Origin of the sequence: Micromonospora sp. AMSO1212t (assembly GCF_008868145.1) — a bacterium.
GTDB classification, from domain to species: domain Bacteria; phylum Actinomycetota; class Actinomycetes; order Mycobacteriales; family Micromonosporaceae; genus Micromonospora; species Micromonospora tulbaghiae.
In genome coordinates this window covers 15,387-39,149 of the sequence record NZ_WBKS01000045.1, presented here as the reverse complement: position 1 = coordinate 39,149, position 23,763 = coordinate 15,387, and the positions used below count along the sequence as shown (strand labels likewise).

Below are 23,763 nucleotides of genomic sequence, written 5' to 3'. Positions count from 1 at the left end.
ACGACTCCACCGGTCCGTCCGGCCGCGATCCACGCCGCGCCCGCCCCGCCTCGCCCGGCATCCCTCCCGCGTCCCGCGCCGGGCCCGTCGCCTCGCTCCGGTTGGCCGACGGCGCCGTGGTGGCCGGTTCGCTGACGTCCCCCGCCCGCGTCGCGGACGGCGTTTCCTGCCGGTCGCGCCGGTCGCGTTCCTCGGCGTACTCGGCGCGGCGCCGGGCCAGGTCGCGTTCGCACTCCAGCGCGATGCGCTGCTCCCAGTACGGCTGAAGCAGCTTGCGCACCCGCTCGTCCAGGTGCACTGTCACGTCCGGCTCGCAGGCGAACGTCACCTCGCCGCGCGCGTACGTCCAGGGCGGTGGGTCGTCGTCGGCGAGCGCGGCGGTCAACGCGGCGTGCAGGTCGCGCGGGCGGTGCGGCGGCACCTCCACCGCGCACCGGACGGCCAGCCGGTGCAGGCGCTGCGCGGCCTGCTGCTGGAAGTAGTCCACGTACCAGCCGAACAGCTCCGGCCGGGCGGTCTCCGACGACCAGGTGTAGGTGGCGCGCACCAGGAACACGTACACCTGGCCCTGCGCCGGCACCGCGAGCGGCTCCGGGGCGCGCCTGTCGACTGTGGTCACCGGCGTCACCGGCTCCTCGGTCCACCAGAGTTGCCGCAGCGTCGGCTGCGCGCCGTCCCAGAAGCGCCGGGTCCGCACGCGCGCGGCCTCGCCGAGCGCCCGCGTCCGTACGCTCCAGCGCCGCCGCCAGCCGTCGACCGGCGCGCCGGTCGCGGGCCGGCGGTCACCCGGCCCCGGATCCTCCGGCACCGCGGTCATCGCACCCCCTCCATGCCGGATCGCAGCACCGCGTCCCGCGGCGTCACGGGACGCGCGGGCCGTCGGGCGAGGGGTGGCCGGACCGCCGTGGCGGTCCGCGATCCACGCTAACAACCCCGACCGGTGTACGCGCGCAGCCGCGCGCACGGCGGTTCCGCCCGGCACGAGGCTCGGTGCTGACCGATCGGACGAGCCGCCCCGTAGTCCTATCTGTGGGACCCGGAGCGGGTTCGGTCCCGTTCACGGGACCGACCATCCAGACTCGATCGGCACACCTTGATCCGTGTCCGTGTCGCTTCATAGCGTGAGCTTCCGTGATCCTTCGGGGGAGGACCAGAACGCATGGGTGTTGACGCTCGCCACGCCGCCGGCCGGACCGTGCAGTTCCTGCGGTCCCTCGCCGAGCGGCAGTACGACCGGGTCTGGACCCCGGACTTCCTTCACCTCAGCCCGGACGTGCAGGGCTTCGCCGTGTTCCACCGCGGCGGCCTGGTGCTGGTCTACGGCGCGGTGTCGCCGGAGGACCCGGCCCGCTGGGTCTTCCGGATGGCCTGTGTGGCCGGCGCCGACGTGCCGGACATCTCCGGGGCGATGGCCTGGGCGAACATCCGCAACCGGCTGGCGGAGGCCGGGCGCTACTACTGCGTCGTGAAGGCCGACCAGGGCGCCTGCCACGTGGTGTTCGCGCTGGACGTACGAAGCCCGCTGCTCGACGACGTCACGGCGCCCGACGCGCAGGCGGTGCGGGAACTGCTGCACTTCTCGCTCGCGGTGTGCGTCCACAACGCCGTGGCCGACTTCCGCGACCTGGCGTCCTACCTGCCGGCGCGTCCTCTGGCGCCGACCGAGATCGACGCCTGGACGCTGTTCGCCGGCACGCAGGACTGATCGGACGACGTCGGCTCGCCGGCTCGACCCAGCCCGGCGACCTGGACGAAGATGTCCCGCTTCGCGGTCGCGGTGCCACAACGGTTGAGCACGTAGCCGGTCAGCCAGACCCAGCCCATGTGCGTCACCTCGGCGCCGACCGACACGACCCGGAACGTCAGCGCCCGGCCGCCGCCGAACTGCACCGACGCTCGGCCGTCGACCAGCAGGAGGTCACCGGGCTGCGGGCGCACCGCTACCAGTGGCCGTCGTTCGGCGGGCGGCACTCGCGGGCGTGCATGGCCTGCCAGTCGCGCAGGGCGCGCTTCAGCCGGTCGTTCTCCTGCGAGAGCAGGCGTACCCGCCCGGTGCAGGTCGGCCAGATCGCCGGCGACCCGGGCCTGGAACTCGCGTACCTGATCGGGGTCGACGCCCCGCCGACGGGCGACGAAGGAGTGGGTGCGTACCTCGTGGGGGGTCAGCCGGGCCGGCACGCCGGTCCGGTAGAACTCGCCGGATCGATACTGCGTCACATCGGTCCTTTCCAGGGCAGGCGGAGACGCGGTGGGTCGGTGCGGTGGGTCTGGAAGGGCGGGCCGTCCGCACGCCGGCCGCGGGCGACCCGCCCGCTCCGGCCCCGCAGCCCGGATCGGCGGTACGGAGGCGGAGCAGTCCGGAGGGCCATACTGTCGTCGATGACTGCGGACGTGCGTACCGAAGACGGTTGTCGCCTGTGGGCCGACCAGGTCGGCGCGGGCGCGCCGCTGGTGCTCTGTCACGGCGGCCCGGGCATCTGGGACTACCTCGGCCCGGTCGCCCGGCTGCTCGACGGGCAAGCCCGTGTCATCCGGTGGGACCAGCGTGGCTGCGGACGCTCACAGCGGCGCGGTCCGTACTCGGTCGGCCGCTTCGTCGCCGACCTCGACGCGGTACGCGAACACCTCGCCGGACAGCGAACGGCAGTGCTGGGCCACTCGTGGGGCGCGCACCTGGCGCTGCGGTACGCGATCGAGCACCCGGAACGGGTCAGTCACCTGATCTACGTCTCCGGCACCGGCATCGACCCCGAACGCGGCTGGCATCCGCACTACGAGCGGAATCTCAGGCGGCGGCTCGGGTCTCATCTGAGCCGGTGGGAGGCGCTGGGTGCGCGCACCCTCACTCCTGCCGAGGAACGCGAACGGGCGGTCCTGCAGTGGTCGGCCGACTTCGCCGACCCTGACGCCGCCATGACGCACGCCGAGGGCATGGCCACGCCGTGGCTGGGCATCAACCACGACTGCAACCGGGCCATCAACGCCGAGGTGAAGCAGGAGCTCAGGGAATCCGACATTGCCGCGCGGTGCCGAGCACTAGACCTGCCCGTGCTGATCATCGACGGCCCCGAGGACATCCGTCCCCGCTCGGGCGTCGACTCGCTGGAGAAGGCGCTGCCGAACTGTGAGCGGGTCAGCCTTGCCGGGTCCGGTCACCTGCCGTGGGTCGAGAACCCGCAGCACTTCCGTCGGGCCGTGGCCGCATTCCTCACCTCCCTGCCGTGAGGCAAAGAAGAAGTTGCAGAACGGTGTCGGCGGGTCAGGCAGACCTCTTTGGGTGTCTCCACCATGGACGGTAGTGATGCTGACGGGTATCTGACTTCAGGCTCAGCCCCGTGCATGAAGATCTGGCTCTTCCGGTGACACGCGGCTCGCGTAGCCCGGGACTCGCCCAGCATGCTGTTGACGCCGTGGAGATCTTGGTACGGAAGGGCCCTCATAGGGGCCGTTTCGTACCAAGATCTCTTCGTGTCTCGCCTGGTGAGACGTGAGTCTCGAAGCTGCTCGGCCGAGGCCGCCGTCGGGGCCACCGAGAAATCGACGCAGCAACATTTATGGATGTTCGGATGGTGTCGGCGCGTCGATCGTCCTGGTCGGATGGCGGAACGGACATCGCCGTTCGACGATGACAGGAGGGACCGTGCGCACACCATCTCGTGCGTTGACGGGGACCACCGCGCTGCTGCTGGCAGCCGGTCTGGTCCTGACCGCCGCTGGCGGCGGCCAGGCGGCACCCCGGGAACAGACCCGTACCCAGGCGCCACCCGACCACCTGCCGGGCGACCGGCACGACACCAAGGCCACTGACAACCGCAAGGGCCGTGTCGCCGCCAGCGACCGGCAGCGGGACCGGGCCGCCGCGCTCGGCGCGCGTGTGCGCTGGACCGACTTCGGTACGCCGGCCACGCTCACCTCGACCGGCAAGCCGCTCGCGACCGGTCTGCCCGCCGACCCGGCGGCCGCCGCGCGGGCGTACGTGGCCGCCAACCGGGACGTGCTGGGGCTGACCGCCGACGGCGCCGCCGCGCTGGAGCTGCTGACGGTGGCGCCGATGGGGCAGGGCGCGACGGTGCTGTTCCGGCAGCGCTTCGGCGATCTGCCGGCCGCCGTCGACGGCATGCTGTCGGTCGGCGTACGCGACGGAGCGGTGTGGCACGTCAGCTCCTCGCTGGCCCGGGACGCCGGTACGCCGGCCCCCGCGACGATCAGCGCCGAGCAGGCCCGCCAGGCCGCCATCGCCGACGCCGGCCGTTCCGACGCGCAGGTCACGCGTACCTCCTTGGTCGCGGTCCCCACCGCGGACCGTGGGCCGCGCGCGGCGTGGGAGGTGATCCTCGGCGCGGACACCACCGGCGCGGACCCGGCCGCGTACTCCACCTACGTGGACGCCCGCGACGGCGCCGTGCTGGTCCGCGAGGACCTGATCGACCACGACGCCGACCACCCCTCGTGGGAGGTCTTCCCGAACTCGCCGCGGGTCGACAGGTCCTCGGTCGACACCCGCAAGCGGTGGTGCGCCGTGCCGGCGCGCGGCTGCGCCGAGGTGGTGGGTGTGCCCGGGCACCCGGCGTGGGACGTGGACCCGGCCACCGGCCAGTCCACCACCACGACCAAGGGCAACAACGCGATCGCGGTGCAGAACTGGAACAGCAACGACCCGTTCAGCGTCGGCACCGAGACCGCGACGCCCCGTCCGGACCGCAGGTACGACTACCCGTGGACGAACCAGTGGCAGGAGCAGCGCTGCAACCCGGAGGTGTTCACCTCGCCGCAGGCGAACGACATCGACGCGGCGCGGGCGAACCTGTTCGCCATGCACAACCGGATGCACGACTGGAGCTACCACCTCGGGTTCACCGAGGAGACCTGGAACATGCAGCAGGACAACCTCGGCCGTGGCGGTCTCGGTGACGACCCCGAGCAGGGCAACGCGCAGGCCGGCGGCATCAGCGGTGGTCCGCCCGCGTTCGCGGCGCGTAACAACGCCAACCAGATCACCCCGCCGGACGGCGTCGCGCCGACCACCAACATGTACCTGTGGCAGCCGATGGCGGGCTCGTTCTACGCGCCCTGCGTCGACGGCGACTTCGACATGTCGGTGATCGCCCACGAGTACGGCCACGCTGTCACCAACCGCATGATCGCCGGCCCGAGCGCCGGGGTCAGCTCGCCGCAGGGCATGAGCGAGAGCTGGTCGGACCAGCTCGCCATGGAGTACCTGTTCTCGCACGGGTACGCCGCACCCGGCCGGCGCGGCTTCACCATCGGCGAGTACACCACCGGAGACCCGAACGCGGGCATCCGCAACTACAACATGAGCGACAGCCCGCTCAACTACAGCTCGGTCGACTACGACTTCGTCGGCCTCCAGGTGCACGCCTCCGGTGAGGTGTGGAGCGCCACCAACGCCGACATCCGCGCGGCCATGATGCGCCGCTGGGGCAGCGGCACCCCGGCCGTGCAGAAGGCGTGTGCCACCGGCGCCCGCGACGTGACCGCCTGCCCGGGTAACCGGCGCTGGATCCAGTTGGTCTTCGACTCGTTCCTGCTGATGTCGGTCAGCCAGGTCAGCATGGTCGACGCCCGGGACGCGATGCTCGCCGCCGACCGGATCCGCTTCGGCGGGGCCAACCAGGATCTGCTCTGGAACGCGTTCGCCGGGCGCGGCCTCGGCGAGACCGCGGCCAGCGTCGGCCACACCGACGCCGACCCCACGCCGGGCTTCACCTCGCCGTACGCGCGGGAGGGCTCGCTGCGCCTTCTGCCGGTCGGCGAGCGCGGGCCGGTGGCCGGCGCTCAGCTGTTCGTCGGGCGTTACCAGGCGCGGGCGGTGCCGGTCGCGGACACCGACGCGGCCACGCCGCTCACCGACCGGGTGGACCTGGTGCCCGGCACGTACGAGTTCGTGGTGCGGGCGCCCGGCTACGGTCACACCCGGATCGGCCCGGTGAAGGTCAAGGCGGGTCAGAACCGGACGCTGACGGTGACGTTGCGACCCAACCTGGCCTCGGCCACCGCGGGCGCGGGGGTCACCGGTGACGGGATCAACCTGCCGCAGATCGCCGACGACGACGAGGCCACGAACTGGGCCTCGCTGGGCGCGCCCGTCGCCGGCCGGCAGGTCACAGTCGACCTTGCCGGCGGCGTCCAGCAGGTACGCCGGGTGCAGGTCAGCGCCATGCTGCGCCCGCCGGTCACCGGTGACGCGGACGCCGGCACGCAGAGCCGGTACTCCGCGGTGCGGCAGTTCCGGGTCCTGGCGTGCACCGCGGCCGGGCCGGTGACCTGCGCCGACGCGGCGGACTTCCGACCGGTCTACACCAGCCGGCCGGACGCGTTCCCGGCTGTGGCGCCGCGTCCCCGGGCACCCGAGCTGATCATGCGGTCGTTCGACATCCCGCGTACCAAGGCCACGCACCTGCGCGTCGAGGTGCTGACCAACCAGTGCACCGGCGCGCCGGACTACGCCGGTGAGCAGGACGACGACCCGCGGGCGGCGACCGACTGCGCCACCGCCAGCCCGCAGGCGCAGAACGTGCGGATCGCCGAGTTCCAGGCGTTCACGCACTGATCCACCCGGCGGGTGCGGACGGACGGCTCAGGCCGCCCGTCCGCACCCGCCATCGCGTGTTCACGCCGGGTTCGGGGCGCCGTCGCCGGATCGGGACTGTACGGCGGGCAGGATCCTCGACAGACTGAGCGGCGACCGGCCAATGAAGCTGGTCGATGTAATGTCGGCTCGCTCAAGGAGGATCCCTTGACCCCGTTCCGCGCCGCCGTCACCCGCGTACGCCGCGCTCTCGCCGCGTCCGCCCTGGTCACCGCCGTGGCCGCCGCCGCGCTCGTCGCACCGTCCACAGTCTCCACCCGGCTCGCCGAGCCCGCCGCGGCCGCCGTGTACGGCTCCTGCACGCAGTCCCGCTGCGCCGACGCGCGCACCGCCCGTTCCGGCTGGTCCGCCAAGAGTTTCCCGACGAGCCGCGGCTGGTACTCGTGGAGCGGCGGCCAGTGCAACTTCGCCGGCGGCCGGTTCTACAACTACGAGGGCCAGTTGCCCGCCGGCGCCACCTACTACGAGTACGACGTCTACCCGCGCGCCTGCAACGCCTCCCGGGACGCGTACCGGATCGTGGTCAACAAGAGCACCGGGGCGACCTGGTTCTCGCCCGACCACTACGCCAACTTCTACCGGCTCTGAGCAGCCTCGACGCCGGCCGGGCATTCCCCGCCCGGCCGGCGCCGTCGGGAAAGGACGGATCCATGGGCGCGGCGTCCCCGCAGGCACCGGCCTGGCTCGTGTACGACGGCGCGCCGCCCGAGCCGGACGGCGGCGCGACAGTACCGGGATCGGACGGTGGCCCACAGCCGGGCGGCGGGGCGCTGCCGGGTGGCGTGTTGATCCACGGCACGCAGGCGCGCACCCGGGCCGGGCTGCACGAGGCGCTGGCCGGGGTGTTGGCGCTGCCCGGCTGGTACGGCCGCAACTGGGACGCCCTCGCCGACGCGCTCGCCGACCGCCTCGACGCCGGTCCGCTGACAGTGGTCGTGACCGACGCGGCGGACCTGCTCGCCGACGAGCCGCCGGCCCAGCTCGGCACGCTGCTGGACGTGCTCGGCGCGGTCGCCGCCGGTGGCCACGAGACGCTGCGGGTGGTGCTGCGCGACCACCCGGACCGGCTGGCCGCCCTGCGTGACCGCGTCGCCGCAGTGCTCAGCGGACGGGTCGACGGTCGGGTTGGCGGCCCACCCTCCGCCGGCTGACCCTGCCACCACGCCGACGTCAGGCGTGCTGTCGAGCAGGCCGGCACAGGCGAGTCCGCCGCCTCCTTGGCCCGGCACCCCCCGGGACTCGGCGACTGATCAAGGAGTTCACGTCCGGATCAGGCTGCCGCAGCGACACAAACTCCTTGATCACGGCCGGGAGAGGGCCGGCTAGGGGGCCGGGAATGGGGCGATCATGAAGTTGGCGGCATTGGGGAGCGCTCTCCGGGCCGTCAACTTCATGATTGACGGGGCGGGGCGGGGGAGCCGGGGGCGTCAGGTGGGGTGGTCGAGGATGGCGCTGAAGCGCTCCTCGGCCAGGTCCAGCTGGGCGAGGATGTGTTGCTTGACCGGTGGGGACAGCGGTGTGTCCGGGCGGGCGACCAGGTCGCGGAAGACCGGCACCAGCGGGCGGTACTTGGTGGCGGCGCGGGCCACCTTCGGCCCGACCGTGTGGATCACGCCAACGCCGTTGTCGGTGAAGTCGGACACCTTGATCACCCGCGCCCAGGGTTCCCGCTCCAGGCTCGCCGCCACATGTTCCCGGTACTGCTCGTCGCGGTCCCGGCCCGGGTCGTACGCCGGATTGGTGACCGCCGCGACCAGCCGGGCGACCCGCGCCCCGAACCGGTCCGACAGCGCGGCGAGCGCCGCCGGGGTCGCGTCGGCCCCCGAGCCGGGATCGAGCCCGGCCAGCTCGGCGGGATGGTCCTCGACCGCGTCGTGCAGCAGCCCGGCGACGATCACGTCCACGTCCCGCACCTGGTAGTGGTGCATCAGCCGGATCGCCACCCGCAGCAGGTGGTTGAGGTAGGGCTCGCGTACCCGCCGGTCGTCGCGGTGCAGGTCGGCGGCCAGGTCGAGGGCCTCGGTCAGCCGGTCGCGGGCGGCCTCGTCGAACGCCTCGATCTCCAGCCGGAACCGGGCCAGCAGGCCGGGCTCACCGTGGATCTCGGTGATCGCGTGCATCGGCATGGTGGCGAGGTAGGCGGGGAACTCCATGCGTCCCTTATAGCTGATCTTCGCTAGATCCGGCGCCCGCCGGGCCGCTCACGTCGCCGGTGAGGCGCTTGACCAGGCGTACGCAGGTGCCCTCCGGCGTGCCGACGATGGTGGCCTCGTCCATCACCCGCGCCATGATCAGCCGTCCCCGGCCGCGGTCGCCGGTGTCGTCGCCGTCGGCCGCGCGCCAGCCGCCACGGTCGCGTACCTCGATCTCCAGCCGGTCGCCGCGCAGCTCGGCCCGCAGCGTGGTGATGCCCTCCCGGGCGAAGCGGTAGCCGTGCTCGATGGCGTTGGCGCAGGCCTCGCCGGTGGCGATGAGGACGGTGTCGATGTCCCACTCGCTCACGCCCTGGGCGTGCAGCCAGCCGCGCAGCCGCTCCCGGGTGGCGGCGAGCCGGGCCGGGTCGGCCGGTAGGTCGATGGTGAGGACCGGGCCGCCGTCGCCGGATGTCCCACCCGTCACGTCCGGCCCTCCGTCCCGTGCCCGTCCCCGGACCTGGGCGCCCACTCGCGCTGTCACCGCCTGATTCACACCCTGTTGTCCCCGGTGGCCGCCGATTCATTCCCCCGGCGGCGATGTCCGTCGAGGTGATCATTGCGCATCGGGGGCGGCGTGTCAGCCGGTGGGCCGGTGACGGCGCCGGGCCGGCATCCCAGGAGGACGCCGGCCCGGTCGCCGGGGCGGGCTCCGGCGGAGGTCAGAGCGGCAGCCGCCCGGCGCCGGCGAAGGCGTCGACGGCGAGCGGGACCAGTGGGGTCGGCAGCGGCCGGGCGGCGCGCAGCGTGGGCGTCCATCCGGCGTCACCGCCGAGGTCGGGGTCGTGGGCGGCGTTGTACGCGGCGCGCAGGTCCACCGGCCGGGGCAGGCGGTCACCCTGCCGGACCCAGCTGCCGCGCTCGGTGAGCGCGGTGCCGCCCCAGTCGTACAGCAGGTCTGCCGCGGTGGTGTCGCCGGTGAGCGTGAAGAAGTTGTTCTCCGCGTACAGGGCGGACTGCACGCCGACGCCGAGGGCGTACGCGAAGCCGGGACCGCCGAGCCGGTAGTGGTTCTCGTGCACGTCGACCTGACCGAACCGCACCCGGGGCAGCCGTTGCAGCGTGCCGTCGAACAGGTTGTGCCGCACCGTCACGTTGAGTCGGCCCACGTCCGGGCCGACGGTGTTCGACGAGCCGATGAGCATCACCTTGTCCCGGCCGGCGAACCGGTTCCAGGAGGCGGTGACCAGGCTGGCGGTGTGCGTGACGTCCAGCGAGCCGTCGTGCACCTGCCAGGGCCGCCCGAAGTAGACGGGCTGGGCACTGTCCGGGTTGTCGCCGTCGGTGAACGTGTTGTGGTCGATCCAGACGTGCTCGCTGCGCCGGACGGAGATCTGGTCGTACTGGGAGTTCCAGTTGCCGGTGTCGCCGTCGGTCGGGGACCAGGCCGGGAAGCAGTCCCGGGCGTCGGCGAACTCGATATTGCGCACGATCACGTTGTCCACCCGGTCGATCATCAGCGTCAGACCGGTGAGCCGCGCGCCGCGCAGCCCGATGATTGTGGTGTTCGAGCCGACGTTGATCTGGGTCTGCCGGGTCTGGTTGGCCACCGACCGCACCCGCGCGGCCTCCAGCGGCCCGCTCGGGTTCACCCGGCCCCAGGTCGCCGGGTCGTACGCGGCCAGGTAGGAGGGCAGCGAGTACTCCGGGTCGGCCAGGTCGGCGCAGTCCAGCGGGGTGCCGTCCGGGCCCTCGAAACCGTCGACGGTCCCGTCCACGTACACGATCTTGGGGGTGGCGTCGGCGGCGTTCGTGGCGTTGTCGCCGCCGAGCGCGGCGACCAGCTCGGCCCGGGTACGCACGACGCGTACCCGGTCCGGCGCGGCGGCCGACCCGCCGGTGGTGCCGGTGCCCGCGGCGGCCCAGCCGTCGTTCGCGGCGAGGGTCTGGCGGCCGAGCAGTTCGGCGGCCCGGGACGGCACGCCGGGTGCGGCCGGCGCGGGCGCGGCGGTGGTGAGGACGAGCGCGGCGGTCAGCGCCGCGACGACTGCGGTTCGGGTACGCATGACTCGTTCCGTTCTCCTGGAGGGACATTCACTGCACTGGCAGGTCCACCACGTACGGCGTGGCCGCCCACGGCACGCCCGCCTCGGACGGCAGCGCGCCGGACTCCGCGGCGGCCCGCAGCACCGCGCCGACGCCCCGCACCATCCGCACCCGCTGCGGGCCGTCGCCCGCCACGCGCACCAGGTCCCCGTCGAGCAGTGTCGGAACGGGTGCGTGCCGCAGCGCGTCCAGCACCGCGGTGAACGGCTCGGTACGCGCCAGCGGCGCGATCAGCGGCGTGCCGTCCGCGCGGTGGTCGAGCAGGTTCGCCAGCAGCCCTCGGCGGCCGGGCACCGGGCGGAGCGCGTCGTCGCCGGGTAGCCGCAGCCGGTCGGTCGGGTACTCCAGCACCGCCCGCCCTTGCTCGCCGGTGACGAGCACCTCCCCGGCGACGTGCTTCTCGGCGGCGAGGGTGAGCGCGGCCAGCACCGGCGGCCCGGCGTGCGGGGTCAGGCGCAGCACGGCGGTGTCGTCCACCTCGATCGGGCGGACCCGGTAGCGCTCGACAGCGATCCGGGCCGGGCGTACCGGCGTGCCGGTCACCGATTCGGCGATCGCCAGGCACTGCATCAGCGCGTGCGCGAGCGGGTTGGCGACCGCGCCGTCCAGCGCCGGGCGGCCGTCGACCGACCGCCGTCCGGCCCAGGGGGAGCGGGCGTAGTAGGCGTCCGGTCGTTGCCAGGCGGCGAGTGTGGCGATGCCGGTGACCGGGTCGAGCCGCCCGAGCGCGCCGGTCAGTTCGGTGAGCGCCGCCGAGCCGAGCGCCTGGAAGTTGACCTGCACGGCCCGGCCGGCGGCGTCCGCGGCGGCGGTGAGCGTCCGGTGTTCGGCGAGGTCGAGCACCGGCGGTTTCTCCAGCAGCAGGTCCGCTCCGGCGGCGAGTACGTCGAGCGTGATCGGCAGGTGGGTGTGCGGCGGCGTGCAGAGCACCACCACGTCCGGCCGGGACTCGGCGAGCATGGTCCGGTGGTCGGTGAACACGGCGGCCTCCGGCGGGACCGGCGCCTCCGGTTCGTCCGCCAGCGGGCGCACGTCGACCAGGGCGACCAGGCGCAGCCGTCCGGCCGCGTGCAGCTCCGCGATGATCCGGCGATGCCAGCGACCGTGCCCGTTGGCCCCGATCAGCGCCACCCGCGGCGGCCCGCCGCTCACCGGCCACCCCCCGGCTGGTCGCGGCCCGCCGCCGGTCACCGGGCGTCCGCCAGCGTGGCCCGTACGCCGTGCCGCTCCAGCGCGGTGAGCCAGCCGGTCACGTCGGCGCGGACCTCTTCGTCGGCGGCCAGGTCGGCCGGGAACACCTCCCGGACCGCGAAGACCGCGTCCACCACCCCGGCCGGGGTGTGCGCTCCGGCGGCGAGCGCGGCGCGTAGCCGGTCCGCGAGCGGGTCGTCCAGCGGCAGCGGCCGGCCGTCGTCGGCGTACCCGAGCAGGAACCGCAGCCACGCGGCCACCACGAGCGCGCTCCACCGCGCCGACCGGCCGGCCGCGCGCAGGTCGGCGACGGTGTGCAGCACCCGCTGCGGCAGCTTCTGCGAGCCGTCCATGGCGACCTGTGTCGTCCGGTACCGGATCGCGGGGTTGCCGAAGCGGGCGAGCACCTGTTCGCCGTAGGCGGTCACGTCCACGCCGGGCGGCGGCGTGAAGCTGGGCGCGATCTCCTCGGCGATCAGCCGCCGCAGCACCGCGTCCAGGTGCGGCAGGGCCAGCGCCTCGGCCACCGTCTCCGCGCCGGCGAGCGCCCCCAGGTACGCGGTGGCGGAGTGCACGCCGTTGAGCGCCCGCAGTTTCAGCCGCTCCCACGGGCCGGCGTCGTCGGTGAGCACCGCGCCGGAGCGTTCCCAGGCGGGCCGGCCGCCGGGGAAGTCGTCCTCGATCACCCACTGCGACCACGGTTCGGCGGCGACCGCCGCCAGGTCGGTCACGCCCAGCGCCCGCCGGGCGGTGTCCCGGGTCTCGTCGGTGCTGGCCGGCACGATCCGGTCGACCATGGTGCCGGGGCAGGCCACAGCCGCCAGCACCCGTTCGGCTGTGGCGTCGGGGACCCGGGCCAGCGTGAGGCACTGCTCCACCAGGCCGCGCAGCCGGCGCCCGTTGGCGGGCAGGTTGTCGCAGCTGACCAGCGCGATCGGCCCGGCGTCGGCGGCGGCGCGGGCGAGCAGCCCGCGCAAGAGAAGGCCCGGCACGGTACGCGGCGGACGGTCGGTGGTGAGGTCGGCGGTCAGGTCCGCGTCCACTGTCAGCGCGGCGGTCACCGGGTCCATCCGGTACGCCTTCTCGGTCACCGTCAGCGTGACCACCCGGATCGCCGGGTCGGCGAGCAGGCCGACCACCGCGCCCGGGTCACCCGCGGCGTGCCGTACCCCCGTCAGCGCGCCGACCACCCGGGTGGCCGCGCCCTCGGCGGCGAGCGTGGTGACGCTGAACAGGCAGTCCTGCGCGGCCAGGGCGTCGACCACGTCGGTGCTGCGCGGCGCGACGCCGATGATGCCCCAGTCGCCGCCGGCCGCCCCGACCGCCGCCTCGGTGTGCACGGCCTGGTGGGCGCGGTGGAACGCGCCGACGCCGAGGTGGACGATGCCGGCCGGCACGGTGCCGGGACGCAGCAGCGGCCGGGACTCCGGCGGCAGGTGGCGCAGCGTGGCCAGGCCGAGCCGGTCGGGGGTCAGCGCCATGCCGGGCCGTCCGGGAAGCGGAACTGCGCGATCGACTCCGGGCGCATGGTGGCGCTGTAGCCGGGCGCGGTGGGCAGCAGGTAGCGGCCGTCCCGGGTGCGGACCGGGTCGGTGAAGTGTTCGTGCAGGTGGTCGACGTACTCGACCATGCGGCCGTCCAGGCTGGTGCCGACGCGCAGGTGGTCGAAGATCGCGAGGTGCTGCACGTACTCGCACAGGCCCACGCCACCGGCGTGCGGGCACACCGGCACGCCGAACTTGGCGGCCAGCAGCAGCTCGGCGAGCACCTCGTCCACGCCGCCGACGCGGCACGCGTCGACCTGCATCACGCCGATCGCCTCGGCCTGGAGCAACTGCTTGAAGATGACCCGGTTGGCCGCCACCTCGCCGGTGGCGACCCGGCAGCGGCCGCCGGTCAGCTCGTCCACCGCGCGGGCGATCCGGGCGTGCCCGAGCACGTCGTCGGCGTGCGTGGGCTCCTCGATCCAGTACGGGTCGACCTCGGCCAGGACGCCCATCGCGGCGATCGCCTCGTCCACGTCCCACACCTGGTTGGCGTCCATCATCAGCAGCGCGTCCGGGCCGATCTCGGCCCGGATGATCCGCGCCCGCCGCAGGTCGTCCTCGATCCGCCCGCCGACCTTCATCTTCATCGCGCGCCACCCCTGCGCGTACGCGTCGCGGGTCAGCGCGCGCACCCGCTCGTCGGGGTAGCCGAGCCAGCCGACCGATGTGGTGTACGAGGGGAACCCGTCGCGCTCCAGCCCGGCCAGCCGGTCGGCCAGACCGTCGCGTCCCTTGTCCAGGACGGCCGCCGCGTCGTCCGGGGTCAGCGCGTCGGTGATGTGGTGAAAGTCCACTGTCGCCACCAGCTCGTCGGTGGGCGCCTCGGCGAGGAACCGCCACATCGGCTTGCCGGCGAGTTTGGCGCGCAGGTCCCAGACCGCGTTGACCAGCGCGCCGGTGGCCATGTGGATCACCCCCTTCTCCGGCCCGAGCCAGCGCAGTTGCACGTCGGCGGTGAGCGAACGCCAGAACGCGACAGGTTCGGCGGCGATCTCGGCGACGGTGCGTCCGCGTACGTGGTGGGCGAGCGCGCGGACCGCCGCGCAGGTGATCTCGTTGCCCCGCCCGTTGGTGAACGTGAACCCGGCGCCGGTCGGCCCGCCGTCGGTGGTCAGCTCCACGTACGTGGCCGAGTAGTCGCCCCTGTTGATCGCGTCCGAGCCGTCGCCGCTGGCGGCGGTGGGGAAGCGCACGTCGTGCACCTCGACGTCGACGATCGTGGTCATGAAGGCTCACCTCCGAACTTGAAGACCTGCTTCGGCAGCCGGTACGCCAGGTCGACGATCGTCTCGGCGGCCTCGTCCCCGGTCAGCCGGTGCTCGGCGACGAGGCGGGCGAGGAAACCGGCGTCGACCCGGCGGGCCACGTCGTGGCGTACCGGGATGGAGCAGAACGCGCGGGTGTCGTCGACGAACCCGGCGGTGTTGTAGAAGCCGGCCGTCTCGGTGACCGCCTCCCGGAACCGGCGCAGCACCTCGGGGGAGTCCAGGAACCACCAGGGCGCGCCGAGGCGCAGCGCCGCGTACCCGCCGGCGAGGGGCGCGAGTTCCCGGGTGAACGTGTCCTCGTCGAGCGTGTAGAGCACCACCGTGAGCCGGGGGTCGTTGCCGTGCGCGTCCAGCAGCGGGGCGAGGCCGTGCACGTACTCGGTGGCCTGCGGCACGTCCCCGCCGACGTCGCGGCCGTGCCGGGCGTGCAGCCAGCGGTTGTGGTTGCGGACCGCGCCCGGGTGCAGCTGCATCACCAGGCCGTCGTCGAGCGACATCCGGGCGAACTCCAGCAGCATGTGGGCCCGGAACGCCTCCGCGTCGGCGGCGTCGGCCAGGCCGCGGCGGCCCCTGTCGTAGAGCGCGGCGGCCTGCACCGGGCTGAGATCGAGGGTGCGGGCGGTCGGGTGCCCGTGATCGGTGGAGGTGGCCCCGGCAGCGGCGAACGCCTCCCGCCGGGCCCGCAAGGCGGCCAGGTAACCGGCGTACGTGCCGGTGTCCTCGCCGGAGACCTCGGCGAGCCGGTCCACGTTCGCCGACCAGTTGCCGAACTCCATGTCCACCACGTCGTCGGGGCGGAACGTGGTGACCACCCGGCCGCCCGGCCCGCCCCAGCCGTCGGCGGCGAGCTTGGCGTGCCGGCCCAGGTCGTCCAGCGGCGACTCGGTGGTGGCGAGCACCTCGATGCCGAAGCGTTCGAACAGCGCCCGGGGCCGGAACCCCGGTTCGGCCAGGCGCGCGGCGAGCGCGTCGTAGACGGCGTCGGCGGTGGCCGGGCTCAGCGGCGTGTCGACGCCGAACACGTTGCGGAACGTCTGCTCCAGCCACAGCCTCGACGGGGTGCCGCGGAACAGGTGCCAGTGTGCGGCGAAGCGCCGCCAGATGGTTCGCCCGTCGGTCTCCACCGGGCTGCCGTCGACGCTGGGCACGCCCAGGTCGGCCGGGGGCAGGCCCTGGCTGAGCAGCATCCGCGTCAGGTAGTGGTCGGGTACGACGAGCAACCGGGCCGGGTCGGGGAACGGCTGGTCCTCGGCCAGCAGCCCGGGGTCGACGTGCCCGTGCGGCGAGATGATCGGCTGCTCGGCGGCGAGTGCGTACAGCTCGCGCGCCAGGGCGCGCAGGCCGGGCTCGGCGGGCAGCAGCAGATCGCTGGGGGACATGATCGGCACGGGGGAGGGCTCCTCGGTCAGGGCAGGGTGAGCAGGTCGGCGACCCGGACGGGCGCGCCGGTCTCCAGCGAGCGGTTGGCGGCCAGGCCGGTGAGCAGGGCGAGCGCGCCGTCCCGGGCGGTGGCGGCCCGGCCGAGCGGGTCGGGTTCGCCGCCGAGCAGCACCCGGGTCATCCGGGCGTCCGCGCCGCCGTGCCCGCGCCGGGTCCAGCCGTCGACCGGGATCTGGACCGGCGGCGCCCAGAACGGGCGCAACGTGAGCCGGGCCGCGCCCTGCTCGACGGCGGCCTCGTCGCCGTGCAGCGCCGCGCCCTTGAGCGCGCCGGCGACGGCCGGGCTGACGTGGTCGCTCTCGGTCACCTCCAGTTCGAGGCGGCCCCGGCTGCCGTTGACCATCACCCGGTAGCCCTCCCAGGGGGCGTACGCGGTTAGGTGGTAGGTCATGGTCGCGCCGGTGTCGTAGCGGGCCAGCAGGGCGAGGTCGTCCTCGATGGTCACGCCGGGGGCGAAGACGTTGCGGTCGCGGTGGTAGCCGTCCTCGGCCTCGGCGTCGAGGTACAGCTCGCGCAGTCGCGGGTGGTCGGCCAGGCGCAGCGCGAACGGGTCGCCGTCGGCGGCGGGGGAGCCGTGCGCCCGGTCGTAGTCGCGGGCGTAGCCGTGCCGGCGGCCGTCCGCGCCGTAGAAGAACAACCGGCCGTACGCGTGCACCTCGACCGGGCGGGCGTCGAGCCACCAGTTGACCAGGTCGAAGTGGTGGCCGGACTTGTGCACCAGCAGGCCGCCGGAGACGGACTTGTCGCGGTGCCAGCGGCGGAAGTAGTCGGCGCCGTGGCGCACGTCGAGCAGCCACTCGAAGTGCACCGACCCGATCTCATCCACCGCGCCGTCGGCGAGCAGCCGCCGGACCTGCTCGTGCAGCGGGTTGTAGCGGTAGTTGAACGCGACTGTCACGCGCCGGCCGGTCGCGGCGACCGCGTCGAGGATGCGGCGGCAGCGATCGGCGTCGACTGTCATCGGTTTCTCCACGACCACGTCGCAGCCGGCTCGCAGCGCCGCCGTCACGTACTCGTCGTGGGTGGCGTCCACGCTGGTCACCAGCACCACGTCGACGCGCTCCTTGGCGAGCATGGCGGTGAAGTCACCGGCTGCGTACGTCGGCACCGGCGGCCGGCCCAGCTCGGCCAGCCAGCGGTTGTGCGCCTCCATCCTCCTCTGGTTGACGTCGGCGAATGCGACCAGCTCGGCGGTGTCGGCGTGGTCGAGCGCGAGCGCGCGGACGAACATCTCGGCGCGTGCCCCGGCACCCACCAGGGCGTGGCGGACCCGTTCCCGGGCCGGTGGTGACATGACGTCGGCCTCCCCGCCAGTCGGTTGCAAAGGTTTGCAGCCGAAGAAACCATGATGATGGATGTGTCGTCAACGGTTGCCGCCCAAGCCGCCCTATCCATCCATATTGATGCGCTTTCGCGCGCCCGCTGGGTGCGACCCGGAAATCGAGCCGCAACAATGGACCATTGACACGGGCGCAACCGTTTGCATTAATGGGCGGCACCCGTGACCCCCACCACATCGGACGAGGAGCCCGCCGTGCCAGCCACCATCCGGGACGTCGCCCGCGCCTCCGGTGTGCACATCTCCACCGTGTCCCGTACGTTCTCGGCCCCGCACCTGGTCAACCCGGAGACCCGGGTCCGGGTGCTGGCCTGCGCGGAGGACCTCGGTTACCGGCCCAACCGGGCCGCCCGGGCCCTCATCACCGGCCGTACGCACAACATCGGCCTGATCGTGGCCGACATCGCCAACCCGTTCTTCCCGCCGCTGATCAAGGCGGCGGAGGGGCAGGCCCGGCACCGCGACTACCACGTGTTCGTGGCCGACACCAACGAGGATCCGGTCGCCGAGGAGGACCTGGTCCACGCCATGGCCAAGCAGGTCGACGGCGTGCTGCTGTGCAGCCCTCGGATGAGCAACAGCCTGATCGAGCAGGTCAGCCGCGAGGTCCCGGTGGTGGTGATAAACCGCCAGGTCGCCGGCCTGCCCTGCGTGATGATGGACGTCGGGCAGGGCGCCCGGGCCGCGATCGAGCATCTGCTCGGGCTCGGTCACCGCCGGATCGCGCTGCTCGGCGGCCCGCGCGGCTCCTGGACCGCCCGGGAGATGCGCCGCGCCGCGACCGCCGCCGCCCGGGGCGGGGGAGCGGAGCTGACAGTCCTCGGACCCAACCAGCCCACCGAGACCGGCGGCAGCGCCCTGGCCGAACAGGTACGCCGCAGCGGCGTCACCGCCGTGCTCGCCTACAACGACCTGATGGCGATCGGCCTGATCGAAGGGCTGGACGCGCTCGGGTCGCGGGTGCCGCACGACGTGAGCGTCGTCGGCGTCGACGACATCGCGCTGAGCCGGCTCACCCGCCCCAAGTTGACGACGGTGGCCACGCCGACCGCGGCCGCCGGCCGGACGGCCGTCGACATGCTGCTGCAACTGGACTCCGACGCGCCGCGCGGCGCCCGGGGCCGGGGCGCGGCGACCGGCGACCGTCGCACCACCGCACAGGTAATGCTCCAGACCGAACTGGTCGTCCGCGACTCGACCGGGCCCGTCCCCGCGCCCGGCCGGGACGGCACCGGAGCCTGAGCAGGTGGCCCGGGCCCGCACAGCACTGCGGACCCGGGCGGCCCGTGGACGGCCGCCGGTGACGTCGTCGCCTCCCACAGCCGAGGAGTGAGCGCAGATGCACCCCGCAACGTCCCCCACCGCCGGCGCACCCGCCGGGCGGGATCACCGTACCCCCCTGACCCGACGCCGACTCGTGCGCGGCCTGGCCGCCGTCGCGCTCGCCGTGCCGCTCGCCCTGGGCGCGGCCGGCTGCGGCGACGACTCCGCCGGCGGCGACGGCGGCCCGGTCAAACTGTCCGTCTTCTGGTGGGGCGGTGAGGCCCGGGCCAAGCTCACCGAGGACGCCCTGGCCCTCTACACCAAGAAGCACCCCGAGGTGACGTTCGAGAAGACCTGGCAGGCCAACCAGGGCTACTTCGACAAGCTCGCCACGCTGACCGCCGGCGGCAACCCGCCCGACCTGTTCCAGATCGACGACAACTACCTGGCCGAGTACGCCGGCCGCAGCACCACGCTCGACCTGGGCAGCTACCGCGACTCCGGCAAGCTCGACGTGTCGAAGTTCCCCAAGAGCCTGCTGGAGTACGGCGTGGTGGACGGCAAGCTCGCCGGGGTGGCCGCCGGGGAGAACACCCAGGGGCTCGTCTACAACAAGACGCTGCTGCAGAAGAACGGGCTGCCCGAGCCGACCACCGGGATGAGCTGGGAGGAACACATCGCCTGGGCCGAGCAGGTGGCGAAGAAGACGAAGGTGCCCGGCACCCAGGACCCGAGCGCCGACTACAAGGCGCTCTGGGTGTGGCTGCGCCAGCAGGGCAAGGACCTGTACAAGGGCAAGGAGCTCGGCTTCACCACCGAGGACGTGACGAAGTGGTTCGAGCTGTGGAAGGGCGCGCGGGACGCCGGCGCCACCCCGACGCCGGATGTCATCCACGAGGGCAACTCCAGCGACATCACCAAGCAGCTCGTGGTCACCGGCAAATCGGCCACCTCCTGGGTCTGGGTCAACCAGATGCCGGACCTGAAGAAGAACACCAAGGACGAGCTGGGCGTGGTCGCGTACCCGGGTGACCCGAGCGCCCAGTGGGCGCGGGCCTCGATGTACTGGTCGGTGTTCAAGGGCAGCAAGCACAAGGACGTCGCCGTCGACGTGATCAACTTCCTGAACAACGACCCGGAGGCGGTGGCGCTGCTCGGCACCGACCGCGGTCTGCCGTCCAACATGGATCTCCGAGCGAAGGTCAGCGAGACCGCCACCGACCCGGCCATGAAGCAGTCCATCCAGGTCGAGGCCGAGCTGGCGCAGAAGTTCGGCGCCTCGCCCCAGGTGCCGATCAAGGGACACAGCAAGGTCAAATCCGAGCTGACCAAGGCCGCCGAGAACGCCCAGTACGGCCGCGCCACCCCGGCCCAGGCAGCCGAGCAGTTCGTCACCGCCTGCAAAGCCGCGATCGCCTGACCCACGAAAGGACCGGTCCCGTGGCTCTCACCACGGCGCCCGGCCGGACCCCGCGCACCGGACCGGCCGGCCCCCGCCCCACGCGGCGCGGGGCCGGCCGGGCCCGGCTCGGCGAGGGTCTGGCGGGGTACGTCTTCCTCTCGCCCTGGCTCATCGGACTGATGGGCGTCACGGCGATCCCGATGCTGCTGTCGCTCTGGCTGAGCTTCACCGACTACGACATCCTCACGCCGCTGTCCGAGGTGCGGTGGGTGGGGCTGGCCAACTACGAGCGGATGTTCACCGCCGACCCGTCGTACTGGCACGCGGTCCGGGTCACGCTGACGTTCGCGCTGATCGCCGTACCGCTGAAGCTGGCCGCCGCGCTCGGAGTGGCGCTGCTGCTCAACCGGGCCTGGCGCGGTGTCGGGCTGTTCCGCAGCCTTTTCTATCTGCCGTCGCTGCTCGGCGGCAGCGTCGCGCTGGCGATCGTCTGGGTCAACATGTTCAACCGGGACGGCGCGTTCAACTCGTTCCTCGCCCTGTTCGGCGTCGAGGGGCTGCCCTGGGTCAGCGACCCGGACTGGGCGCTGGAGACACTGATGGTGCTGGCGATCTGGCAGTTCGGCGCGCCCATGGTGATCTTCCTGGCCGGGCTCAAGCAGGTGCCCACCGAGCTGTACGAGGCCGCGGCGGTGGACGGCGCAGGGGCGTGGCGGCGCTTCCGCGCGGTCACCCTTCCCATGCTCTCCCCGGTGATCTTCTTCAACCTGGTGCTGGAGACCATCAACGGCTTCCAGGGCTTCACCGCGGCGTTCGTGCTCAGCAACGGCACCGGCGGCCCGGTCGACTCCACCCTCATGTACACGCTGAAGCTCTACATCTCCGGCTTCACCGACCTGGAGATGGGCTACGCGTCGGCGATGGCGTGGGTGTTCCTGGTGGCGATCGGCGTGGTCACCGCCGTCTTCTTCAGCACCGGCCGGTTCTGGGTGCACTACTCGGACGGAGACGACTCATGACGGCGCTTCCTGTCGCCCGCCGCCGGCCGGGCGGCGGCCGGAACGTCCTGCGGCTCGTCGTGCTCGTGGCGATCGTCGCGGTGGTGCTCTACCCGCTGTTCTGGATGCTCGGCACCTCGGTCAAGTCGCAGGCCGAGATCGCCAACAACGTCGGCCTGCTGCCGGAACGGTTCACCCCCGGCAACTACCTCGACGGCTGGACCAACTTCGACATCAGCTTCGGCCGGTTCTTCCTCAACAGCGCGCTGGTCAGCGGGCTCACCGTCGTCGGCAACGCGCTGTCCTGCCTGCTCGCCGCGTACGCCCTGGGCCGGCTGCGGTTCCGGCTGCGCAAGCTCTGGTTCGCCGTCATGATCGGCACGCTGCTGCTACCCGGGCACGTGCTGATCGTGCCGCAGTACATCCTGTTCCGCAGCCTCGGCCTGGTCGGCGGCGACTGGCCGTACCTGCCGCTGCTGGTGCCGCAGTTCCTGGCCACCGAGGCGTTCTTCGTCTTCCTGATGGTGCAGTTCATGCGCGGCATCCCGCGCGAGCTGGACGAGGCGGCCACCATCGACGGCGCGTCCCCGTACGGCGTGTTCCGGCACGTCATCCTGCCGCTGAGCCGTCCGGCGCTGGTCACCACGGCGATCTTCTCGTTCATCTGGACCTGGAACGACTTCTTCCGGCAGCTGGTGTTCCTGTCCAGCCTGGAGGACTACACCGTCCCGGTGGCGCTGACCCTGTTCATCGACTCGACCAGCCAGAGCGCCGTCGGCCCGATGTTCGCCATGTCGGTGCTGTCCCTGCTGCCGGTGTTCCTGTTCTTCCTGGCCTTCCAGCGGATGCTCGTCGAGGGCATCAACACCAGCGGGCTGAAGGGATGACCGCCGTGTCCGCCTCCACCGACGTCGTACCCGCCCACCCCGTGCCGGCCCGTGCCGACTGGCGGGACACGCTGCGCGAGGCGACCGACCTGGCGCTGCTCGGCTTCGCCGTGGCGCTCGCCGCGCTGCCGGTGCTCACGCTCGCCCCGGCGCTCGCCACCGCCAGTGCCGCACTGCACGACCGGTCGATCAGCGGTTCCTGGCCCGAGGCCCGGACCAGCCTGCGTCGGTTCGGCCGCGCGCTGCCCGCCGGGCTCGCGGTCAGCGCCGTCGTGCTGGCCGCCGCCGCGCTGCTCGCCGCCGACCTGGCCGCGCTCGCCACCGGCCGGGTGCCCGGCGGCGGGCCCGCGCTCGCGTTCACCGCCGTCGTGGTGGCGGTCCTGCTCGGGTACGCGGGCCTGGTCGCCGTCGCCGTCGGGCGCACCGGCGGCCGGGGGTGGCGGGTGGCGGCCCGGCGAGTCGCGCGTTCCTGCCCGGAGCGGCCCGGTGTGTGGGCCGCCGCCTCCGGCATCTGCGCGCTCGCCGTGCTGCTGGGCGTGCTGGTCACGCCGGTCGCGGTGCCGATCCTCGGCGGGTACGCCCTGGCGGCGCTGCACGCGCTCGATGCGCGCCGTCCGGTCCCCGCCCCGGACCCGTCGTGACCGCCGAACCCCGTTCCCCCGCTGCCGAGTCGAGCCCTGCCGGGACCGACACCGAACCCCGGCTGGTCGTGGGCGGTGTCGAGGTGGCCCGGTACCTGGTCCGGCCGGACCTCGACCCGCGCCACGGCCCTCGGCCGTACCTGCATCCGGTGCGGACCCGGGCCGGCACCCCGGTCACCGACGCGCTCCCGGCCGACCACGTCTGGCACCTCGGCGCGTCACTGGCCGTGCAGGACGTGGACGGCGTCAACCTGTGGGGCGGCCGTACGTACGTGCGCGGCACCGGCTACACCTGGCGCGACGACCACGGCGTGATCGCGCACACCGGCTGGCGGGAGCGGTCCGCCGACCGGCTCGACCACGACCTGGAGTGGCGGGACCGGCACGGCCGGGTGCTGCTGCGCGAGCACCGGCGGATCACCGCCTCCCCGGCCGGGGAGGACGCCTGGTGGCTGGACCTGTCGGCGACGCTCACCGCCGCCACCGGTGCGGACGTGCACCTGGGCAGCCCGGCCACGAACGGCCGCCCGGGCGGCGCCGGGTACGGCGGCTTCTTCTGGCGGGCGGCGGCCGACGGGGAACCGCTGGTGCGCACCGCCGAGGCGGAAGGCGAGGAGGCGGTGAACGGGTCGACCGCGCCCTGGCTCGCTCTGTCCGCCTCAGCACCCGGCGGCGGCGCGTACACGCTGGTGTTCGCCGGTCTCGGGCCGGGCGACAGGTGGTTCGTGCGCACCGCGATGTACCCGGGCGTCTGCGCCGCGTACGCGTTCGATCGCCCGGCCGTGGTCGCGGCCGGGCGGCCCCGGCACAACCGGCACCGGGTGCTCGTCGCCGACGGCCACCTCGACCCGGCCGACATCGCGGCCCGAGTCGAGGGGGCTGGCCCGTGAGCGCGCGGAGTGAGCCGGTGTTGCGAGCCCTGCGGTCGCGGACGAGGGT

Annotated in this window: 21 protein-coding genes; 11 read left to right on the top strand and 10 right to left on the bottom strand. The window is 73.3% G+C overall.

Annotated elements, in window-relative coordinates:
• The coding region (locus F8279_RS14420) for a hypothetical protein (protein WP_151500205.1) at nt 1-817 on the bottom strand (817 nt) is incomplete at its 3' end.
• Between the two features lie 342 nt (nt 818-1,159).
• On the opposite strand from F8279_RS14420, the gene F8279_RS14415 reads away from it, so the two are divergent.
• Nucleotides 1,160-1,705 (top strand): hypothetical protein, encoded by a 546-nt coding sequence (locus F8279_RS14415; protein WP_091417550.1) that lies wholly within the window; start codon nt 1,160-1,162, stop codon nt 1,703-1,705.
• On the opposite strand, the gene F8279_RS30610 is transcribed toward F8279_RS14415, so the two are convergent.
• Entirely contained in the window at nt 1,633-2,217 is a 585-nt protein-coding gene (locus tag F8279_RS30610; RefSeq protein ID WP_225853277.1) for a DivIVA domain-containing protein, read from the bottom strand. The two genes, F8279_RS14415 and F8279_RS30610, sit on opposite strands and share 73 nt — an antisense overlap.
• Before the next feature lie 162 nt (nt 2,218-2,379).
• Between F8279_RS30610 and F8279_RS14400 the strand changes: the two genes are divergently transcribed.
• From F8279_RS14400 to F8279_RS14385, 4 genes are all read left to right on the top strand, one after another.
• Nucleotides 2,380-3,225: an alpha/beta fold hydrolase gene (locus tag F8279_RS14400; RefSeq protein WP_151500203.1), complete on the top strand. Its 846-nt coding sequence runs from the start codon at nt 2,380-2,382 to the stop codon at nt 3,223-3,225.
• 436 nt (nt 3,226-3,661) lie between these two features.
• Nucleotides 3,662-6,571 carry a M36 family metallopeptidase gene (locus F8279_RS14395; protein ID WP_225853276.1) on the top strand — a complete coding sequence of 970 codons (2,910 nt, stop codon included), beginning with the start codon at nt 3,662-3,664 and terminating at the stop codon, nt 6,569-6,571.
• 186 nt (nt 6,572-6,757) lie between these two features.
• The gene (locus F8279_RS14390; RefSeq protein ID WP_013286706.1) at nt 6,758-7,198 is read left to right on the top strand and encodes a ribonuclease domain-containing protein; all 441 of its coding nucleotides are present in this window, start codon (nt 6,758-6,760) and stop codon (nt 7,196-7,198) included.
• A gap of 62 nt (nt 7,199-7,260) precedes the next feature.
• A complete protein-coding gene (locus F8279_RS14385) occupies nt 7,261-7,761 on the top strand; it encodes a barstar family protein (protein WP_151500201.1) in 501 nt (166 codons plus the stop codon).
• 276 nt (nt 7,762-8,037) lie between these two features.
• Here F8279_RS14385 and F8279_RS14380 read toward each other — a convergent pair whose 3' ends face one another.
• From F8279_RS14380 to F8279_RS14345, 8 genes are all read right to left on the bottom strand, one after another.
• On the bottom strand, nt 8,038-8,763 hold the full coding sequence (locus F8279_RS14380; RefSeq protein WP_091417567.1) for an HD domain-containing protein: 726 nt from the start codon (nt 8,761-8,763) through the stop codon (nt 8,038-8,040).
• A gap of 7 nt (nt 8,764-8,770) precedes the next feature.
• Nucleotides 8,771-9,229, bottom strand: a complete 459-nt coding sequence (locus F8279_RS14375; protein ID WP_091417570.1) for an ATP-binding protein — start codon at nt 9,227-9,229, stop codon at nt 8,771-8,773.
• Between the two features lie 235 nt (nt 9,230-9,464).
• Nucleotides 9,465-10,808, bottom strand: a complete 1,344-nt coding sequence (locus tag F8279_RS14370) for a polysaccharide lyase family 1 protein (protein ID WP_151500200.1) — start codon at nt 10,806-10,808, stop codon at nt 9,465-9,467.
• A gap of 28 nt (nt 10,809-10,836) precedes the next feature.
• Nucleotides 10,837-12,000, bottom strand: coding sequence for a Gfo/Idh/MocA family protein (locus F8279_RS14365; RefSeq protein WP_225853275.1), 1,164 nt, complete (start codon nt 11,998-12,000; stop codon nt 10,837-10,839).
• Nucleotides 12,001-12,035: 35 nt separating this feature from the next.
• Nucleotides 12,036-13,520: a mannitol dehydrogenase family protein gene (locus F8279_RS14360; protein ID WP_151500198.1), complete on the bottom strand. Its 1,485-nt coding sequence runs from the start codon at nt 13,518-13,520 to the stop codon at nt 12,036-12,038.
• A complete protein-coding gene (locus tag F8279_RS14355; RefSeq protein ID WP_151500197.1) occupies nt 13,511-14,812 on the bottom strand; it encodes an enolase C-terminal domain-like protein in 1,302 nt (433 codons plus the stop codon). Before F8279_RS14355 ends, F8279_RS14360 begins: the two co-directional genes overlap by 10 nt.
• Nucleotides 14,809-16,233 (bottom strand): glucuronate isomerase, encoded by a 1,425-nt coding sequence (gene uxaC / locus F8279_RS14350; RefSeq protein WP_175438680.1) that lies wholly within the window; start codon nt 16,231-16,233, stop codon nt 14,809-14,811. Before uxaC ends, F8279_RS14355 begins: the two co-directional genes overlap by 4 nt.
• Before the next feature lie 26 nt (nt 16,234-16,259).
• The gene (locus F8279_RS14345; RefSeq protein WP_151500196.1) at nt 16,260-17,588 is read right to left on the bottom strand and encodes a Gfo/Idh/MocA family protein; all 1,329 of its coding nucleotides are present in this window, start codon (nt 17,586-17,588) and stop codon (nt 16,260-16,262) included.
• 240 nt (nt 17,589-17,828) lie between these two features.
• Between F8279_RS14345 and F8279_RS14340 the strand changes: the two genes are divergently transcribed.
• The 6 genes from F8279_RS14340 (at nt 17,829) to F8279_RS14315 (ending at nt 23,714) form a co-directional block, all read left to right on the top strand.
• On the top strand, nt 17,829-18,875 hold the full coding sequence (locus tag F8279_RS14340; protein ID WP_151500195.1) for a LacI family DNA-binding transcriptional regulator: 1,047 nt from the start codon (nt 17,829-17,831) through the stop codon (nt 18,873-18,875).
• A 97-nt stretch (nt 18,876-18,972) separates the two neighbouring features.
• Complete coding sequence (locus F8279_RS14335; RefSeq protein ID WP_151500194.1) at nt 18,973-20,316, top strand: ABC transporter substrate-binding protein; 1,344 nt, start codon at nt 18,973-18,975, stop codon at nt 20,314-20,316.
• A 20-nt stretch (nt 20,317-20,336) separates the two neighbouring features.
• Nucleotides 20,337-21,317 carry a carbohydrate ABC transporter permease gene (locus F8279_RS14330; RefSeq protein ID WP_091417601.1) on the top strand — a complete coding sequence of 327 codons (981 nt, stop codon included), beginning with the start codon at nt 20,337-20,339 and terminating at the stop codon, nt 21,315-21,317.
• Nucleotides 21,314-22,183 carry a carbohydrate ABC transporter permease gene (locus F8279_RS14325; protein WP_091417604.1) on the top strand — a complete coding sequence of 290 codons (870 nt, stop codon included), beginning with the start codon at nt 21,314-21,316 and terminating at the stop codon, nt 22,181-22,183. The genes F8279_RS14330 and F8279_RS14325 overlap by 4 nt, the downstream gene beginning before the upstream one ends.
• Entirely contained in the window at nt 22,180-22,824 is a 645-nt protein-coding gene (locus F8279_RS14320; protein WP_151500193.1) for a hypothetical protein, read from the top strand. Before F8279_RS14325 ends, F8279_RS14320 begins: the two co-directional genes overlap by 4 nt.
• Complete coding sequence (locus tag F8279_RS14315; protein WP_151500192.1) at nt 22,821-23,714, top strand: PmoA family protein; 894 nt, start codon at nt 22,821-22,823, stop codon at nt 23,712-23,714. Before F8279_RS14320 ends, F8279_RS14315 begins: the two co-directional genes overlap by 4 nt.
• Nucleotides 23,715-23,763: the final 49 nt, after the last annotated feature.

Coding starts and splice junctions, on each gene's coding strand:
- F8279_RS14415 (WP_091417550.1), top strand. CDS start 1,160: ATGGGTGTTGACGCTCGCCACGCCGCCGGCCGGACCGTGCAGTTCCTG.
- F8279_RS14400 (WP_151500203.1), top strand. CDS start 2,380: ATGACTGCGGACGTGCGTACCGAAGACGGTTGTCGCCTGTGGGCCGAC.
- F8279_RS14385 (WP_151500201.1), top strand. CDS start 7,261: ATGGGCGCGGCGTCCCCGCAGGCACCGGCCTGGCTCGTGTACGACGGC.
- F8279_RS14380 (WP_091417567.1), bottom strand. CDS start 8,763: ATGGAGTTCCCCGCCTACCTCGCCACCATGCCGATGCACGCGATCACC.
- F8279_RS14370 (WP_151500200.1), bottom strand. CDS start 10,808: ATGCGTACCCGAACCGCAGTCGTCGCGGCGCTGACCGCCGCGCTCGTC.
- F8279_RS14360 (WP_151500198.1), bottom strand. CDS start 13,520: ATGGCGCTGACCCCCGACCGGCTCGGCCTGGCCACGCTGCGCCACCTG.
- F8279_RS14355 (WP_151500197.1), bottom strand. CDS start 14,812: ATGACCACGATCGTCGACGTCGAGGTGCACGACGTGCGCTTCCCCACC.
- uxaC (WP_175438680.1), bottom strand. CDS start 16,233: ATGTCCCCCAGCGATCTGCTGCTGCCCGCCGAGCCCGGCCTGCGCGCC.
- F8279_RS14345 (WP_151500196.1), bottom strand. CDS start 17,588: ATGTCACCACCGGCCCGGGAACGGGTCCGCCACGCCCTGGTGGGTGCC.
- F8279_RS14335 (WP_151500194.1), top strand. CDS start 18,973: ATGCACCCCGCAACGTCCCCCACCGCCGGCGCACCCGCCGGGCGGGAT.
- F8279_RS14325 (WP_091417604.1), top strand. CDS start 21,314: ATGACGGCGCTTCCTGTCGCCCGCCGCCGGCCGGGCGGCGGCCGGAAC.
- F8279_RS14320 (WP_151500193.1), top strand. CDS start 22,180: ATGACCGCCGTGTCCGCCTCCACCGACGTCGTACCCGCCCACCCCGTG.